The sequence below is a fragment of the Chryseobacterium sp. GW821-FHT04C04 genome (assembly GCF_059420365.1).
The window spans coordinates 294,994-312,290 of the sequence record NZ_JBWKTO010000001.1; the positions used below are offsets into that span (position 1 = coordinate 294,994).

The window sequence follows — 17,297 nt, forward strand, 5'->3', positions numbered from 1 at the left end:
CTGTTACAAAAATTGTTTTTCAGCAGCTTAAAATGATAGTATACTCATTATTTTTCAGACAGAAACATCAGCTTATTCTGACCATGGGGAATGTACAATACAGTCGCAGAAATTTTTTCTTTTAAAATTCGGGATCATGAAAGCACAGACATCGGCTTTTATATTTCCAAAAGTAGTGTCTGTTTTATGTTCAAAACCACCGAAAAATGTAGGAATAATTTTCTTTTTAAAATCATTTCTCGGAAAAGCTTTTATGATCTCCTCCCGATGTTCTGTACTTAGATTTTCATATCCTTCTCCCATCACGTCCAGCCCCACTCCTGAATACATTAAGGCTACTTCATTCTCTTTATGCTCTGCAATTCCAATAGTGGTGTGAAGTGCAATGGTATCCCATACCAATTGTAATTTATCCTGAGCAATACCATGACCTTTTAAAAAGTCCCTTGCTGCATTGGCTCCATCTACTTCAAATCTCAGATCCGGACTGCTGTAATGGGAAACCAGCCCCAGATCATGGAATACGGATGCAACGTATAACAATTCGGAGTCGTGAACCTTTTTTTCACGTTTGGCGTTCAGTGAGGAAAAGAGGAAAACACGAAGGGAGTGGTTATAAATAAATTCTGTTCCGTGTTCCAATAGAAGTTCTGTTGCTTCTGTTGCAATTTTACTGTCCGGAATGATAATTCCGGCTACTTCTTTCATACGATTTACTGACATAGCTTTATCTAATTTTATTCAAAGGTATTATGATTACTGACCTCTGGGAATATCAATAAATACCGATGACATGTCAAAATTTCGCAGCGTTTAAACTCCGATATGAATAAAATGACTGCGATAGGTTACAGGCGATATTTCTGTATTTTTTTTAAAGAAATGGCTGAATTGTTCTGATGTACCGAAATTAAGCTGATAGGCAATCTCCTTTACAGAATGGGAACTGAATTGCAATAATCTTTTGGCTTCTGCAATGATTTGCCCGTTGATGATTTCCTTTGCGCTTTTATTACTGCACCGCTTACACAGTTCGCTCAGTCTTCTGGGGGTAATATTCAACATTTCTGAATAGTCATTTACTGCATGCAGGCTATGATACTGACTGCTTAACAGTTCCATGAATCTGCGGTAAATGATGTAATCTTGACTGTCGAAAGTTTCCTCTTTCACAATTTTTACATTCGCCAGTTTGATCATAATGATCTTTAAATAGGCCGCCAGCACATCCATCTGATTGGTATAAGAAGGAGTTTTGTATTCCGTCAGTAAATTTTTAAACAACATTAAAAATTCATCTATTTCAGCATGCTCCGGTTCTAGCTTCTGATTGGCCGATGCATTATTAAATAATACAGCTTTACAATTACTTGCACTGGAAGGGACTCTTTCCCAGAAACAATCTCCAAAGGAAATATGATAGCCGCGAATAGCCGGATCATTTTCAAACTTACAGATCTGGCCTTTAGACAGCAGAAAAATTTCCTGACCTGCAATCTCAAAAGAATGATGATCAACTGTAAGTACACCTCTGCCGTGCTCTATTATTACAATATGATGATAATTGAGTCTTACAAAATGTCCAGAATAAGGAACATCATCATCCAGCCGTTTTACGGAAAAAGAATTGTCGATAACAGATTCGGTTAAAATTCTTGAGGCCGGTTTCATAGAAACGAATTTTGAATAAAGATAACAAGATTTTAAAGACGGGATTTTGAAATGCAATATTAATCTTTCTTCATACCCTGAAACATGTCAAAAACTGCCTAACAGATGTCAAAATTACCCTACAAAAGAGATTAGCTTTTCTTACTGAATACTTTCATCTGCCCGGCCATAATTGCCAGTAAAATTCCAAAGCAGGCAAAAAGACCGTATGAATACCTGAGATCAAAACTTTCCGCAATGTAACCGATAAGGGGCGGCCCCATTAGAAATCCTAAAAATGAAATGCTGGACACAAAAGATAAGGCTATACTTGGAGCGACTGTACTGACTTTCCCTACGGTACTGTAAACAGATGGCACACTCAAAGAACTTCCAAGACCAATAATCATAAAAGCGATAATACAAATCCATAGTTCCGGAAAGAAAACACTTAGAAAAAGACCTCCACTCATCAGTAAGCCACAACATTGCAGAACAATCTTTTTTCCATATTTTTCAATGATTTTATTCCCTACAAACCGACCTAAAGTCATCATTAAAATAAAGCTTGTATATCCCAATATTACAAGGTTTTCAGGTGCCTTAACTATCGTTTGAAAATACACCCCGCTCCAATCGAACATAGCCCCTTCAATAGCCATGCTCAGAAATCCTATAATGCCTAATCCAAACAATGTAGGGTTTACAGATTTAAAAATTGACCGGGTCTGTGGCTCTGCTTTATGAATAATATTGGTCAGGTTTCTTTTGCTGTACAACCAAAGTGTGCCAACAGCGATAAAAATAATGGCAAAATGATAAAAGGTTCCTACATGAAGATTAATCATTAATAAACCAATAACAGCTCCGGTAAGCCCTGCAAAGCACCAGGCTCCATGATATGATGAAAGAAGAGTTCTTTTTGTAATAGATTCTATTTCAATAGCCTGTGTGTTGATCGCTATATTGCAAAGATTTCCGGAAACACCAAAAAAGAACAGAACAATAGCTAAAGTCCAATAAGAAGGTGCTAAACCAATTAATAAAAGAAAAAAAGGATATAATAGAAAGCATCTTTTAATCACCCAGCTGCTTCCATAAATACTGATGAGCTTTCCAGCTAAAACCATTGTCGAAAGCTGCCCTATCGGCATCAGAAGCAACAGGGTTCCCAATTCTGCCTCATTGATAGAAAGTGCATTTTTGATGATAGGAATCCGGCTGGCCCAAGAAGAAAAAACAAGTCCATGGGCAAAGAAAAGTAAGAAACAGGCTGTCGGCATTTTGGCATTAAAAGATTCTCTCTCGTTCATTATAACAGGGTGATAAAATTCCTTTTGCAAAGTTAGGCACACCCACCCATTAAAATCTAGTCCGTTTTTGTCATTTTTATGTTCCATTTTAACCAATAGATCAGAAAACAGACGTTACCATGTCTTAAAATCACCGATCATAATTTTCTGCAAATAAAAAACACCCGGTATTTGAACCGGGTGTTTTATATCTAATTAAATGATTGTCTGTAACTCAGAGGCGTTTTGTCTGTTTTCTTTTTAAACAGTTTATTGAAAGACTGTGGATGTTCAAATCCTAGCGCATAAGCAACTTCGGATACCGAGAAGCCTGTTGTGGTAAGATATTCCTTAGCCTTTTCAATCAGTTTTTCATGAATATGCTGTTGAGCGTTCAGCCCCGTCAGATTTCGGAGCATATCGCTCAGATAATGGGGAGAAAGATTGAGAGTAGAAGCCAGAAATTCTACTGTAGGAAGGCCTTTATTTAACGTTTCCTGTTTATTGAAATAATCTTCCAGCACTGTATCCATTTTGGTCAATAAATCGTTATTTACCGCTTTTCTTGTAATAAACTGTCTCTTGTAAAAGCGATTGCTATAGTTAAGAAGAACATCAATGTAGGAAACAATGACATCCTGACTCACTTCATCAATAGCGGTATTCAGTTCATTTTCAATATTATTCAGCAGTCCTGTTACGGTCGCTTTTTCCTGATCAGACAAGTGCAACGCCTCATTGGTATCATAAGAAAAGAAGCCGAAGTTCTTGATATTCTTTGCCAATGGATAGCTTCTGATAAAATCCGGATGTACCAGTAAAGTATATCCGCAGTATTCTGCATTCTCATCGGTGGAAAGAACCTGCCCGGGTGATGTGAACATCATTCCTCCTTCATTGAAATCATAATATCCCTGTCCATAACCCATTTTCCCAACGGTAGAATACTTATAAGAGATTTTATAAAAATTCATAATAAAACTTCTCCTCAGCATATCTTTATTGATGCTCATCTTTGTATTATCCACAAGGCTTACCAGTGGATGAACCGGTTTGGGAAGCTGCAGCATGTCATGAAGTTCCGATATGGATGAAATCTTCAAAGGAATATTATCTTTCTTTTCCATGATATAAAATTATAAATTATTTGATGGAAAAGACAGTATAAATGTCATTTACTTTATACTGTCTTTCAAAAACCTGACTAAATAAACTGTTTCCCAAACTGCTCTCTGAATGCCTCATCACCTAATTCAAGACGTTGTGCATAGATCGCTTTAGCATCTTCTCCGGCTACATATCTCAGCTGCTTTTTGCCATCTGTAGCAGCCTCATACACCACTTCTGCAATCTGTTCAGGTGTAGAAGCAGCTTCCATCATTCCCTCCATTTTAGAAAACAGAGAATTGGTCATGTCTTCATAAGCAGGACTGGATGCTGAATCCAGAGAACGGCTTACAAAATCGGTCTTGATTCCTCCTGGAGAAACGGTTTTAATATCAATTCCCAACGTATTAAGTTCAAAAGCTAAACTTTCACTCCATCCTTCAAGCGCCCATTTGGTAGCATGATAAGTAGAACCTAACGGGAAGGCAACCAGTCCTCCAATAGATGTTGTAGAAATAAACATTCCTTTTTTCTGCTCTCTGAAGTAAGGAATAAATGCCTGTGTAACGCGTATAACCCCTAATAAATTCGTGTCCAGCTGTTTTACGATCTGATCGTCAGAAAGCGCTTCCAAAGGTCCTATTAAGCCATATCCTGCGTTATTGTACACCACATCAACAGCGCCAAGCTCCAGCGCCTGCTTTACGGTAGACTGTATCTGTTCCGGATTGGTAACATCCAGCGGAAGAACAGTTACGTTCTCCAAAGCGGTAAGATCAGCTGCTGCTTCAGGGTTTCTCATAGTAGCAATTACTTTCCATCCTTTGTTTTGAAATAATTGGGCAGTTGCTTTTCCTAATCCTGTAGAAGCACCTGTTATAAAAATTGTTTTCATTTTTCTTGGTTTAAAATTACAGGACAAAGTTCAGCATTGAAAGTATCATAAGAGTTGCCAAAATGCAGTAAGCTGTAGCCAAAACGGATGGGCTCAAAATAAAAGGATTCAACCAAAAAATCCTTTAGCTGATTATTCAAACTAAAGGATTTCACTCCGGAAATATATATGGTCTATTCCCTAAGCTACAATCAATATAATAAACGTTTCTTTAAATAGTCTCTGCTGTCACCTTTTTCATTTCATATCCTTCATAATCAAAAACCTCCTGCATAGACAATCCGAGTTCTCTACTTACCCCTTCTCCGTACGCAGAATCAGCTCTGTAACAGTTTCTGATATGACGAATCTGTATAAACTTCTGCGCACCCCCCACTGCTTCAGCTGTATTCTTAAATAAAACCTCTTTTTGCTGATCAGACATCAGTCTGAAAAGGTTTCCGGGCTGCGAAAAATAATCGGCATCTTCACGATGATCCCAATGTCCGGCATCACCATTGATCATTAAAGAAGGTTCGCTAAAATCATGCTGTTCCTGCCACTGATTAAAGCTATTAGGCTCATACCCTATCGTACTGCCAAAGTTTCCGTCTGTTCTCATAGCGCCGTCACGATGATAAGACTGATAGGGGCATTTGGGAGCATTAACAGGGATCTGATGATGATTAACCCCTAATCGGTACCGCTGGGTATCTCCATAAGAGAATAAGCGCCCCTGAAGCATCTTATCTGGAGAAAAACTTATTCCCGGAACAATAGAAGAAGGATTAAAAGCAGCCTGCTCCACCTCTGCAAAATAATTGGACGGATTTCTGTTCAGCTCAAATTCTCCCACTTGAATAAGAGGATAATCCCCATGAGGCCATACTTTTGTTAAATCAAACGGATTGATATGATAGCTATTGGCTTCTTTTTCTTCCATGATCTGAACATACATCGTCCACTTAGGAAAATGACCATCCTCAATGCTTTCATACAGATCTTTCTGATGGCTTTCACGATCAGTACCAATCATTGCTTTTGCTTCTTCGTTGCTCATATTCTGAATGCCCTGCTGTGTTTTAAAATGAAATTTAACCCAAGATCGGTTGTTTTTATCATCAATAAAACTGAAGGTATGACTTCCAAAACCATCCATATGCCTGTAAGATCTGGGGATACCGCGGTCACTCATGGTAATGGTAACCTGATGAAGTGATTCCGGCAAAAGAGTCCAGAAATCCCAGTTATTATCAGCACTTCTCATATTGGTTCGGGGATCTCTTTTCACGGCATGATTCAAATCCGGGAACTTTAACGGATCTCGAAGAAAGAAAACAGGCGTGTTATTTCCTACAAGATCCCAGTTTCCCTCTTCTGTATAGAATTTTATGGCAAAACCACGGATATCCCTTTCCGCATCGGCAGCGCCTCTTTCACCTGCCACTGTAGAAAAACGGACAAATAGAGGGGTTTCCTTTCCGATCGTGGAAAAGAGATTTGCTTTTGTATATTGGGTGATATCATGAGTAACCCTGAAAACGCCGTAAGCACCTGATCCTTTAGCATGCATTCTGCGTTCAGGAATGACTTCACGATCAAAATGGGCCATTTTTTCTAAAAACCAGATGTCCTGTAATAAGGCCGGACCGCGGCGTCCTGCGGTTTGAATATTCTGATTGTCTGATACCGGAGCTCCGGTTCGGTTTGTTAATTTATTTTCGTTCATATTGTATTATTTGTTAATCGAAATTATCGGATTAATACGATGGCAGCATCATCCAGTTTATACAAAAGAAAGTAGTCCAAAAAACTGGCTGGCCGGATGTGTTTTCTAAAATAACAGCATGCATCAGGAACCCTTCATTCATTTGTTTTTTGTAAGTTTGCTTTATCAATTCTTATGGCAGAATATATTCTTGAAAACATCAATATCAGTACACTTTCTGTATATGATCTCTTGAAACATACTTCAGACAGCACATTTATCGGAATCAGCGATTTTCGTGAGATCTACCCTGTTGCTCTTGAAAATAATACAGGAATATTTACCAAACAATCTTCCCTTCAGGATTTTCCCATTGTCACTATCAGCAGAATCGGCAGCTCACTACTCTGCTCGTGTACCTGTGACAACCCGAAAAACCAGCTTTGTTCCCATCAGGCAGAAATTATCCATTGTATTATCGAGGATAAAAATTACCGCCTTTTTTTTGATGAGACCCTCCGCAAAAAGACACTTATTCCTAAAGCCAAAGGATATGGTCTGGAAAATGAACCAGATCTCGACCTCTATTTTCAGCTGGAATATATAAATGGCAGCATTGAAATACTTCCTAAGATCAAGGAAATGCTTCCTGTAGATGATGTGATGCTTACAAGGGATCTTCTTCCTCAGCATCCATCTAAACTGGATGAACTGGCAGTATCGGAAACAGGCAAAAAACAGATATTGGTTATTGGCAAGCACCGGTATTATAACCACCTGACTTTTTCTCTGATGGAAGCTGAGACAACGCAAACCGGGAAAATAAAAAATCCTGTGACTTCTGTAGATGCCATGCAATTAATATGGAAAGCCGAAAAGCCGGCAGATATCAAATTTTACACCGCGATTACCTCTTTTCAGAATAATTACAACGAAGATTACAATCCTGCAGAACTGGAAGCTTTAAAGCTCATAGTGCAAAATCCTCTGGGACTGGAAGTCTTTTATCACGACCGCGAAATTGCAGAAACCATTTCCGCAAAGTCACTTTCTCATGTTGAATTAAATACTTTAGATTCAGAGGTCCAATTATCTGTATTTAAGAAAGATCCATTCTATGAAATAACGGGAGAATTACAGTTTAATGATATTTCTCTTCCTTTTAAAAATATTGTTCTCAGAAATGAGTATTTTGTTTATAACCGAAACACTTTCAGCTTTGTAGCTCATTCTGACATGCTCAGAATCATTAGGTTTTTCAAGGCTAATAATGAGATTTTACTCGTTCATTCTTCAAAATACGAAGCATTTATGCAGAATATTCTCTCTGCTATTGAAGAACGTATTCATATTAATTACAGCTACATACAACCCGCAACAAAAGTACAGCTTGAAGATAAAAATTATAAGATTGAAAAAGTCGTTTATCTTCGTCAGCAGGAAAATTATATAGGGATTACACCCGTTATGAAATACGGAGACGTTGAAGTTCCGGTCTATTCCCGAAAGCAGCTTTTTGATATGGATCAGAATGGAAACCCATTTAAAATAGAAAGAAACGAATCTGCGGAAGCCCGTTTTACCTCCCTCATCATGCAGCAGCATCCTGATTTTGAAGAGCAGATGGATGGATACCAGTATTTCTATCTTCACAGAGACAAGTTCCTGGATAACAATTGGTTTCTTGAAGCATTTGAGATCTGGAGAAATGAAGGGATCATCATCCTGGGTTTTAACGAATTAAAAAACAATAAATTAAGTTCTCACCGGGCGAAGATCAACATTCAGATTACCAGCGGACTGGATTGGTTTAATGCTAAGCTAAAGGTGGCATTTGGACCCAAAGAAGCCTCTCTAAAACAACTTCACCGGGCCATTCGCAATAAAAGTAAATTTGTTCAGCTGGATGATGGCAGTCTGGGAATTCTCCCTGAAGAATGGATGGAAAAGATAACGGGTTACTTCCAGTCAGGTGAAATTGACGAGGAGCTTCTAAAGATTCCTAAAATCAATTTTACCGAGGTTTCTTCGCTATTTGAAAAAGAAGTCCTGAGTCAAGAAGTTCAGGAAGAAATAACATCTTATTCGACTCAATTTTCAACAGGAAAAGCGATTCCCAAAGTCAATATTCCGGCAGAGCTGAATGCTGAGCTGCGGGATTATCAGCATGACGGACTGAACTGGCTCAATTTTCTTGACAGTTTCAACTTCGGGGGATGTCTGGCAGATGATATGGGGCTTGGAAAGACCATTCAGATCATTGCTTTCATTCTGTCACAAAGGGAGAAACGGGGATATACCACCAATCTTATTGTGGTTCCCACTTCCCTGCTTTTCAACTGGCAGGATGAGATCAGAAGATTTGCACCTTCTATAAAAGTTGGGCTGCATTATGGTGCAGACCGCCCAAAGACAACGGCTCATATGCCTGATTACGAAGTAGTCCTTACGACATATGGAATGATCCTTTCTGATATTCGATTTCTGAAAAATTTTAATTTCAATTATATTTTTCTGGATGAATCACAGACCATTAAAAACCCAAATTCCGAGAGATATAAAGCAGCACGCCTGCTTCAATCGAGAAACAGAATTGTTCTGACAGGAACTCCTGTTGAGAACAGTACTTTTGACCTTTACAGTCAGCTTTCATTTGCCTGCCCGGGACTGCTGGGAAGCAAACAGTATTTTAAAGATATTTATGCCATTCCCATTGATAAGTTCGAGTACAGTAAAAGGGCGATGGAGCTTCAGCAAAAGATAAAACCCTTCATCCTCAGGAGAACGAAGAAACAGGTGGCCAAAGAGCTTCCCGAAAAAACAGAAACGGTTATTTATTGTGAGATGAATGCGGAACAGCGCAGGATATACGATGCTTATGAAAAGGAACTTCGTGAGTTTATCGCTGCCAATGATGATGATGATCTGAATAAAAACAGCATGCACGTCCTTACGGGGCTTACAAGGCTCAGACAGATCTGTAACTCACCCGTCCTGATGAAAGAGGGATATTCCGGTGAAAATGCCGTTAAAATCGAAATTCTGATGGAACAGATCCTTGGCAAATCAAAAGATCATAAAATTCTTGTTTTCTCACAGTTTGTGGGCATGCTGGATCTTATAAAAGCAGAACTGGAACATCACAATATTCAGTTTGAATATCTGACGGGACAGACTAAAGACAGAGGAGAAAAGGTAGCGAATTTTCAGAAAAATGAAAATATCCGGGTATTTCTGATCAGTTTAAAAGCTGGCGGCGTAGGTCTCAACCTAACCCAGGCCGATTATATTTATCTGGTGGATCCATGGTGGAATCCTGCTGCTGAAAATCAAGCCATTGACCGCAGTTACCGTATCGGACAAACCAAAAATGTAATTGCTGTCCGAATGATATGTTCTAATACTGTGGAGGAAAAAATCCTTACGCTTCAAAAAAAGAAAAAACAACTGGCTGAAAATCTACTTACAACCGATGGAAAAAAATTCCAGGGATTATCCAGGCAGGATCTTATGAATTTACTGGGGTCGGGTTCATAAAAGATATGGTCACTACTTCCGAAAATTGTATTTTACAACTTCATTTCATACATTTTAGCATCCAATTCTTTCCAATTGAAAATATGTTTAGATAATTCAGCCCAAAATTCTTTTGAATGGCTTTTTACTTTGGTATGAACAAGCTCATGAACTACCAAATATTCTATTAGTGAAAATGGTAGTTTAACTGCATGAAAATTTATTATTATGGTATTCGACGGTGTACAGCTTCCCCATCGTTTTTCAAGCTTCATAAACTTGACATTTTTGTATTGTAATCCTATTGTTTTGGATTTCTTTCTTAAAATAGGTTCTATTTTTTCCTGTGCTTTTAACCTGTAGTAGTTTTCAACAGCTTGACGTAAATTTTCTTGAGTATTCAAGTGATTCGGTAATGTAATCTTGAATTTAGATTCTGTAAAATCAATTTTAATTTTATCACTTTCATTTTCAATAATGATCTCAACATAATACTTTCTTCCCAGATATTGAATTCTGGAACCAGTAACAATTTCACCTTCATTAATTGAGCTTACCAATTCTAATTTATCTAAAATCCATTTAGCTTTTCTAAGTATCAATTTATTGGCTTGCTCAATTGAAATAGCTTTGCCTTTAAGAATAACACCAACGTCTTTTTCCACGCTAATATAATGCGATTTAAGACCATCCTTCTCCATGATTGAATACTCAATGGTCTTGTTACCATATTGTACACTATACATCTTTATTCTTCTTTAAAATATCTACCAGTTCTTTTGCTTTAGCCTTAGCTTCTGACCGCTCCAACTTAGTGCTCAAGAATCGTATTATCTTATTTTCAATGTCTTTTTGAACCTGACCTTTACTCTCCCATGATACAATACTCAGCTCGCCTTTGATAAGATCAAACAATGTTTTGGTTGCATCGTCGGCAGTACCATCAAAAAGCGTTTTCATCGAGTTATAAACAACTCGCTCTCGCTCTGTCACAAAACCTTTTTGCTCACCTTCTTTTTGTTCGTTGATAATTTCATCTTGAATTGTTGTGTAAGCTAGAAGTAATTGAGCTTCATCAATTCGTTGGGCTTCTTTTTGCTTCAACAATTCATCTAGCCTTTGAGCTAATGGTTTGTAAAAATCAGGATTCTTATCTAATCCAACTTTAATGACGTGTTTCAAGTTATTTCGCATCTTTAATTCTTTGGTTGCGGGTGATGCGTTCATGATTTCCGCCTTAAATTTATCTTTGTCAATGATAGAAATTGGTTCAGATAATAAACTATGAACTCCGTTAGATTTCAGATGTTCATCAATCATCATTTGTAGCATTTTACTTTCTTCCTTGCTGATTTTCAATTCATCATCATCAGGAAATGCATTTTTAGCTCTTATTTTAATTTCATTAAATAACTTAAAGTCACTTTGATACTTCAAAGCTTTGGTATTTGGCAAGACGATATTGATTGATTTGTTAAAGTCTTTCAGTAAAGATTTGAAATCGTCTCGTATGTTGATAGGTTCAATGTAACCTAGTGCTAAATCAATATAGGCTTCTCTTTCGTATTTTCTATCAAGCTTCAATGGTTTAAAGAAATCAACTAATTTGGTATGATTCATTTCTAACTTTGGAAACTCTTCATTGATATTCTTCAAAATATCATCGGGTCTTATATCCCCAGAAAAGATTTCTAACGCTTGAATTAAATATGCCGTGATTCCGTTATAATCTATAATATAACCTGCATTCTTTCCCTTTCTGGAACGGTTTACTCTGGCAATAGCTTGAAGAAGGTTGTGCTCCTTCAAAGGTTTATCCAAATACAAACAAGATGCAATAGGAGCATCCCAACCTGTCAGCAACATATCTGAAACGATCATGATCGCTGTATTGTCAAATTTTTTATTGCCTGATTTTTCGGTTTCTTCTTCGTTTCCAAAAGGCAGTTTAAAATTGTCCGTAGCACTTTTGATGTCTTCGGGTGGAACAACGTATATTGTTTTTTTATGAGCAGGATTATTTCTATTCCATTCTAAGGTTTCATAGTAATCTTTAGTAATAGCATCCGTTTTTGGTGAACTTATACTTACTACTACTTTGGACTCAAAACTATGATAACCTTCTTCTTTGAGTCTGTGTAAGGTTTGTTGATATTTAATAGCTGATTCTCTTCCACTACATACTAACATGGCTTTATGACCATCTGGAAAAATCTTATCCCTGAAATGGTCAATTAAATGTCTGGAAATATCATCAATCCGTTCTGCTGATAATTGATATTTTTTAAGAGCTTCTCGTTTTAGTTTATCCTTTTTTTCTTCAGATGCATTGCCAAATTTCACTTCAAATTCTTCATCAATAGCTTCTTTTTTAACATCCAACTTGCAGATTCCTTCATCATACAATAACTCAACAGTAGCTTTGTCGGCAACAGATTCTGTAATGGTGTAAACATCAATATATTCTCCTCCATAGAATTCTCCTAAAGTCGATTTATCTTCTTTAGAGATTGGAGTTCCTGTAAAGGCTATAAACTTAGCGTTGGGCAATACCGTTCTCATGAAGGAAGCTAGAAAACCATAGTGACTACGGTGTGCTTCATCTACTAAAATATAGAGATTCTCTTTTCTTGAAAGTTCTTCTAATTCTATTTCAACACGATCAATTTCTACCCACTTCCCTTTTTGCAGCTCTTTGGTAATCTTGATAAGCGTTTTGTCTTTTATATGTTTTTCAATGTTCACATTACCTCGCTCTTCTAGTTCGGTTTGGTCACCTACATCCGTTGCTTCTTTATCCGTTTCCTGAAATTTTTGTATTGTGGTCGTAATTATTCCTCCGTAATCATTGCGAAGCAACTTATCTAAATGCACTACCGAAGAAGCTTGATTTACATTCTTAAATCCCACATTTTGCAATGTAGTAGTAATTTGTCTATCCAAATCCTTTCTATCAGTCATTATCATCACCGTAGGATTATCAAAGCCATATTCTGAGGCTTGTAATTTACGGGCGACATAAGCCATCGTTAAAGATTTACCAGAACCTTGCGTATGCCACACCACACCACCTTCTCCGGCTTGCAGGCGTTCTATAGTTTTGTTGGTGGCTCTTATTTGTTGGTATCGTGGTAGTTTTTTTATGGTAATACCTTCGTCCAATTCAAATAAAACAAAGTGACGGATAATATCCAACACGCGTTCTTTCTTGAAAAGGGCGATGAGTAATTTATCTTGTTCCGTTTTGGCAAGAGCCAAAATATCAGTATCCTCTTTATTGGTCTTAAAAACAGAATAAAATTGTTGCGGTGAATTGATCGCTCCATATTTTCCACCAACTTTCCAAATCCCAGCACATATCTGGTTAAAGTGAAATAGCTTCTCTGAGTTTTCCTGATAATATTTTAAATCTCCGTAAGCAGAGTCCCAAGCTGTTGGAGCTATTGGAGATTTACATTCAATGATACCAATGGGTAAGCCATTGATGTAAATGACTAAATCCGGAACAGAGTTTTTAAACCTTCCATGGTACCTCATCTGATTAACCACCAAAAAGTCGTTGTTATCTATATTTTCATAATCGATGAAATGTACTGCATGAAAACCTTCTACGCCATCAATAAATTGTTTGACGGTATAAGTTCCTCCTCTAATCAGTTCCCAGACCTTCTGGTTAATCTCCATTAATGAAGTTCCCGTAACTGTTGTAATGAGCGTATAGGCTTTATTAAGATTATTGTCGTTTATCCAGGGATTGATACGTTTAATAGCGTCTAATAATCTTTTTTTGAGAATGACCTCGGTGATATCATTGCGTTCTTGATGTTGCTCCCCATTGAAATAATGGTAGCCCATTTCTTGCAACAATACTATGGCTGGCAACTCGCTATAAATATACTCTGGTTTATTATTCATGGTTATTTTATCGTGTATATTTTTACTGTTCTTTAGCTAAGGTCTGGAATCTAAAAAAAGGTTTAACGCTGAACTCAAAATAAGCATTTTTTAATGTCTTTTTCTTTTCTCTCGCTTGGCTACTTTTCTAGATTAAACTTTTACCCTAATTTTCCCTGTTAACAACTGTTGCATTAAACCTTGTTTGAGTTCTTGGTAGTGGGTTTTCTTTTCTAACAATACTTCTAGTTTATCATCCACTGAACTTAAAATCTCTGCTATTTTTTGTTGTTCTTTAATAGAGGGTAATTGAATAAGTAATTTTTCCATTCCTCCTTTGGTGACATGAAGCATTGTAGAGCCGTGAGATTCATTTTTCATTCTGGTTGTAACATTATCAAGTAAATAATAATGAAAATCCTTAACTAAGAATTTAGAGTCATGCTCTATTTTCCAAATATGGTAGTGAAAAATTGCTTTATCACCCAACCACCAAACCGGACCAAAAGTTGCTGACCACATATATAGTAAATCTCCTTTGTAGCAATATTGATGTTCGGGTAAATTAAGGTCAGAATAATAATAATTTTTTCCTGTCCCTGTTAAATTTTGTAATCTAATAACGGGTGTTCCTGTTTTTTTCCATTCGGTAAGTTTAAATGCTCTACCGTTATAAAAAGTAGCAACTTCCGATTGTTTCACAACCTCCCAACTCTCAGGAATCATCCCCAAAGGAGACTCCTTAAACTCTGTATGCCCAATCCCTTTGGTTAATAAACGTTGCATTAAGCCTTTTTTAAGTTCTTGAGTTTGGATAATTTGTTGGTTTATAATCTCAATTTTATCATCTACTGTGCTTAATATTTCAGCTATTTTTTGTTGTTCTAAGAACGGAGGGACAATCAACTTTAATTTATGTAAAATACTTCCTTTGATTCCTTTAACTGTAGAGCCAGAAGATTGCTTGTCTAGCATATTTTGAAAAATTGATCCTAACATAAAATACTTCAAATAGCCATTATCTAAAACATCCTTTTTACCTCTGTATTTTATTACCCGTTGGGCTAATGCAATGTTTTCATTGTCTATTGAAGCAATGTTCCCTAACGGAGCTTCTGTGGTTATAAGAACATCACCAAGTTTAGGAATTCCTCTTCTCATTACAGTTTCATACAGTTCTGTAGGAATATATTCTTGAGAAACATCATAATCAATTTTTCCCATTTTTATATTTCTAGCAGTAATTAATAGAATGCCACTATTTACTTTTGCTGGAGTTTTTCCTCTATAATCAACATATGTTGTTACTTCATTGATTTGTTTAATATCCCATGAAATTGGTATTTCTCCAAAGTCTGTTAGTTTAACTCCATGTATCATACCCCCAATTCTTTTAAAAATTCAGCCAATTTCACATCAATTTCCAATTCATGTTTTTCCAATTCAGATAGTTTTTGATGAACAGCTTTAATATCCACTTCAACTTCTGCTTCTGAGGTATCAATAAAACGAGAAATGTTCAGATTATAATCGTTTTCAGCTAATTCTGAGACATCAACAATACGCATGTATTTTTCTACATCGGTAGCGCCATCGTAAGCTTTGACAATCTTAGTGATGTGTTCGGTTAATAATTCGTTTTGGTTTTTTCCTTCTTTGTAATCACTGCTGGCATCAATAATGGTTACTTTCCCTTTTCGTGCTTCGGTTTTATTTTTATTAATAATCCAAATTGAGGCAGGTATTCCTGTGTTGTAGAATAATGCACTTGGCAAACCTACAATTCCTTCTATCAAATCAGCTTCAAGTAATGCTCTACGAATAGTTCCTTCAGTACCGCTTCTAAACAACGTACCGTGTGGTAATACAACACCCGCTTTTCCGTCTTGTTTTAAAACCGCTATCATGTGTTGTAAAAAAGCTAAATCGGCATAACCTCTTGGGGGTATTCCAAATTGGAAACGTCCGTATGGGTCAGTTACCTTTTTGGCATAGTTTGGAGTTACTTTTTTTTCTTTACCGTCTTTGTCCAGCTTTACTTCGATCGAGTTTTCGGCTGGAGTCCACCATCCATCCATCGAGAACGGAGGGTTCGCAATCACACGGTCAAATAAATCCAACTCATTATTTTTGTTCTTGTGTTGTGGAGTGATTAGAGTATCACCTTTACGAATATCAGCATCCATAAAGTTATGAAGCAACATATTCAATTTACCAATAGCCCATGTACCCAAGTTTTTCTCTTGTCCAAACAATGATACATTGACATTGTTTCCTACTTTTCCATCGGATTGTTCAGCAATATAACGAGCAGATTCAATCAACATACCGCCTGAGCCACAAGTGGGATCATAAATTTTTTGTTTGGGTTCTGGTTTTATCAGTTGTACAATCAACTGTACTACGCCCCGAGGTGTATAAAATTCACCTCCTTTTTTACCAGCATCATCGGCAAACATTTTAATCAAATACTCATAAGCATCACCTAATAAATCATTTGATTCTAGGTTAGAATTCCTAAGCGAATACTGGTTAAAGTGTCTTAAAAGGCGTTGTAATAATTCGTCAGATAGTTTTTCTTTATCACCAAACTTGGTAGCAGTCATTACACCTTCCAGAGAAGTGTTTTCACGCTCAATCCCTGCAAAAGCTTTATCTAAAGCAATACCGATATTTTCTGTTTCTTTTTTGATGGTTTCCCAGCGAGACTCTATTGGCATTTGAAAGTAAGTTTCATCTTCGGCATCCTCACGAGAAGCACCATCACGAGTCATAATGTTTTCAACCTCTTCTTCAAATACATCGTTGGAACGCTTTAAGAATAATAATCCAAAAATGTAATTTTTAAAATCTGAAGAGTCAATACTTCCTCTCAATATATTTGCAGAATCCCAAAGCCAGATTTCTAAAGTGCTTAGGGATAATTTATTATCAGCCATTCCGGTATTTATTCTTTGATTTAAAAGTGTAAATATAGCACAAAATAGAGGATTTCAGGATGGTTTTCTCTAAATTCTCAAGCAAAAACTAATCAACTGCAACAAGTAATTTAATAGAACCAAAGCCTTGAGAATTGACTTTGGAAACTGAATATTATTGCTGATCAGCGAGTCTGCAATAAAAAAACTTTTGATAGTATTCACTTCTGTCAGGATAAAGATCCAGATGGAAGTTTTCTTTGGTTAAAATTTCAGAATTAGTATCTTTTTGGTACACTACATCGTAAATGAAACGTTGCGCCTGAACTTGTGCCCAG

At 36.8% G+C, this 17,297-nt stretch carries 11 protein-coding genes; 1 reads left to right on the plus strand and 10 read right to left on the minus strand.

The window, feature by feature from the left end; all coding sequences use genetic code 11:
* Positions 1-72: 72 nt before the first annotated feature.
* From AC07UM_RS01395 to AC07UM_RS01420, 6 genes are all read right to left on the minus strand, one after another.
* Positions 73-723, minus strand: coding sequence for an HD domain-containing protein (locus AC07UM_RS01395; RefSeq protein WP_494682817.1), 651 nt, complete (start codon positions 721-723; stop codon positions 73-75).
* A 90-nt stretch (positions 724-813) separates the two neighbouring features.
* On the minus strand, positions 814-1,671 hold the full coding sequence (locus AC07UM_RS01400) for an AraC family transcriptional regulator (RefSeq protein ID WP_494682816.1): 858 nt from the start codon (positions 1,669-1,671) through the stop codon (positions 814-816).
* Positions 1,672-1,802: 131 nt separating this feature from the next.
* A complete protein-coding gene (locus AC07UM_RS01405) occupies positions 1,803-2,963 on the minus strand; it encodes an MFS transporter (protein WP_494682815.1) in 1,161 nt (386 codons plus the stop codon).
* Between the two features lie 191 nt (positions 2,964-3,154).
* Positions 3,155-4,069 carry a helix-turn-helix domain-containing protein gene (locus AC07UM_RS01410; protein WP_494682814.1) on the minus strand — a complete coding sequence of 305 codons (915 nt, stop codon included), beginning with the start codon at positions 4,067-4,069 and terminating at the stop codon, positions 3,155-3,157.
* A 77-nt stretch (positions 4,070-4,146) separates the two neighbouring features.
* On the minus strand, positions 4,147-4,944 hold the full coding sequence (locus AC07UM_RS01415; RefSeq protein ID WP_494682813.1) for an SDR family oxidoreductase: 798 nt from the start codon (positions 4,942-4,944) through the stop codon (positions 4,147-4,149).
* Between the two features lie 211 nt (positions 4,945-5,155).
* A complete protein-coding gene (locus AC07UM_RS01420) occupies positions 5,156-6,652 on the minus strand; it encodes a catalase (RefSeq protein ID WP_494682812.1) in 1,497 nt (498 codons plus the stop codon).
* 174 nt (positions 6,653-6,826) lie between these two features.
* On the opposite strand from AC07UM_RS01420, the gene AC07UM_RS01425 reads away from it, so the two are divergent.
* Positions 6,827-10,168, plus strand: coding sequence for a DEAD/DEAH box helicase (locus AC07UM_RS01425; RefSeq protein ID WP_494682811.1), 3,342 nt, complete (start codon positions 6,827-6,829; stop codon positions 10,166-10,168).
* Between the two features lie 32 nt (positions 10,169-10,200).
* Here AC07UM_RS01425 and AC07UM_RS01430 read toward each other — a convergent pair whose 3' ends face one another.
* The 4 genes from AC07UM_RS01430 to AC07UM_RS01445 all read right to left on the minus strand — a co-directional run bounded on the left by AC07UM_RS01430 (position 10,201) and on the right by AC07UM_RS01445 (position 16,980).
* Positions 10,201-10,848: a M48 family metallopeptidase gene (locus tag AC07UM_RS01430; protein WP_494682810.1), complete on the minus strand. Its 648-nt coding sequence runs from the start codon at positions 10,846-10,848 to the stop codon at positions 10,201-10,203.
* 37 nt (positions 10,849-10,885) lie between these two features.
* Positions 10,886-14,062: a type I restriction endonuclease subunit R gene (locus tag AC07UM_RS01435; protein WP_494682809.1), complete on the minus strand. Its 3,177-nt coding sequence runs from the start codon at positions 14,060-14,062 to the stop codon at positions 10,886-10,888.
* A gap of 132 nt (positions 14,063-14,194) precedes the next feature.
* Entirely contained in the window at positions 14,195-15,421 is a 1,227-nt protein-coding gene (locus AC07UM_RS01440) for a restriction endonuclease subunit S (RefSeq protein ID WP_494682808.1), read from the minus strand.
* Positions 15,418-16,980: a type I restriction-modification system subunit M gene (locus AC07UM_RS01445; protein ID WP_494682807.1), complete on the minus strand. Its 1,563-nt coding sequence runs from the start codon at positions 16,978-16,980 to the stop codon at positions 15,418-15,420. The genes AC07UM_RS01440 and AC07UM_RS01445 overlap by 4 nt, the downstream gene beginning before the upstream one ends.
* Between the last annotated feature and the right edge of the window lie 317 nt (positions 16,981-17,297).

What these genes read in the sequence shown, in the direction of transcription:
- AC07UM_RS01435 (WP_494682809.1), bottom strand. Translation starts at nt 14,062, where the DNA reads ATGAATAATAAACCAGAGTATATTTATAGCGAGTTGCCAGCCATAGTA.
- AC07UM_RS01440 (WP_494682808.1), bottom strand. Translation starts at nt 15,421, where the DNA reads ATGATACATGGAGTTAAACTAACAGACTTTGGAGAAATACCAATTTCA.
- AC07UM_RS01410 (WP_494682814.1), bottom strand. Translation starts at nt 4,069, where the DNA reads ATGGAAAAGAAAGATAATATTCCTTTGAAGATTTCATCCATATCGGAA.
- AC07UM_RS01425 (WP_494682811.1), top strand. Translation starts at nt 6,827, where the DNA reads ATGGCAGAATATATTCTTGAAAACATCAATATCAGTACACTTTCTGTA.
- AC07UM_RS01395 (WP_494682817.1), bottom strand. Translation starts at nt 723, where the DNA reads ATGTCAGTAAATCGTATGAAAGAAGTAGCCGGAATTATCATTCCGGAC.
- AC07UM_RS01415 (WP_494682813.1), bottom strand. Translation starts at nt 4,944, where the DNA reads ATGAAAACAATTTTTATAACAGGTGCTTCTACAGGATTAGGAAAAGCA.
- AC07UM_RS01405 (WP_494682815.1), bottom strand. Translation starts at nt 2,963, where the DNA reads ATGAACGAGAGAGAATCTTTTAATGCCAAAATGCCGACAGCCTGTTTC.
- AC07UM_RS01400 (WP_494682816.1), bottom strand. Translation starts at nt 1,671, where the DNA reads ATGAAACCGGCCTCAAGAATTTTAACCGAATCTGTTATCGACAATTCT.
- AC07UM_RS01430 (WP_494682810.1), bottom strand. Translation starts at nt 10,848, where the DNA reads ATGGAGAAGGATGGTCTTAAATCGCATTATATTAGCGTGGAAAAAGAC.
- AC07UM_RS01445 (WP_494682807.1), bottom strand. Translation starts at nt 16,980, where the DNA reads ATGGCTGATAATAAATTATCCCTAAGCACTTTAGAAATCTGGCTTTGG.
- AC07UM_RS01420 (WP_494682812.1), bottom strand. Translation starts at nt 6,652, where the DNA reads ATGAACGAAAATAAATTAACAAACCGAACCGGAGCTCCGGTATCAGAC.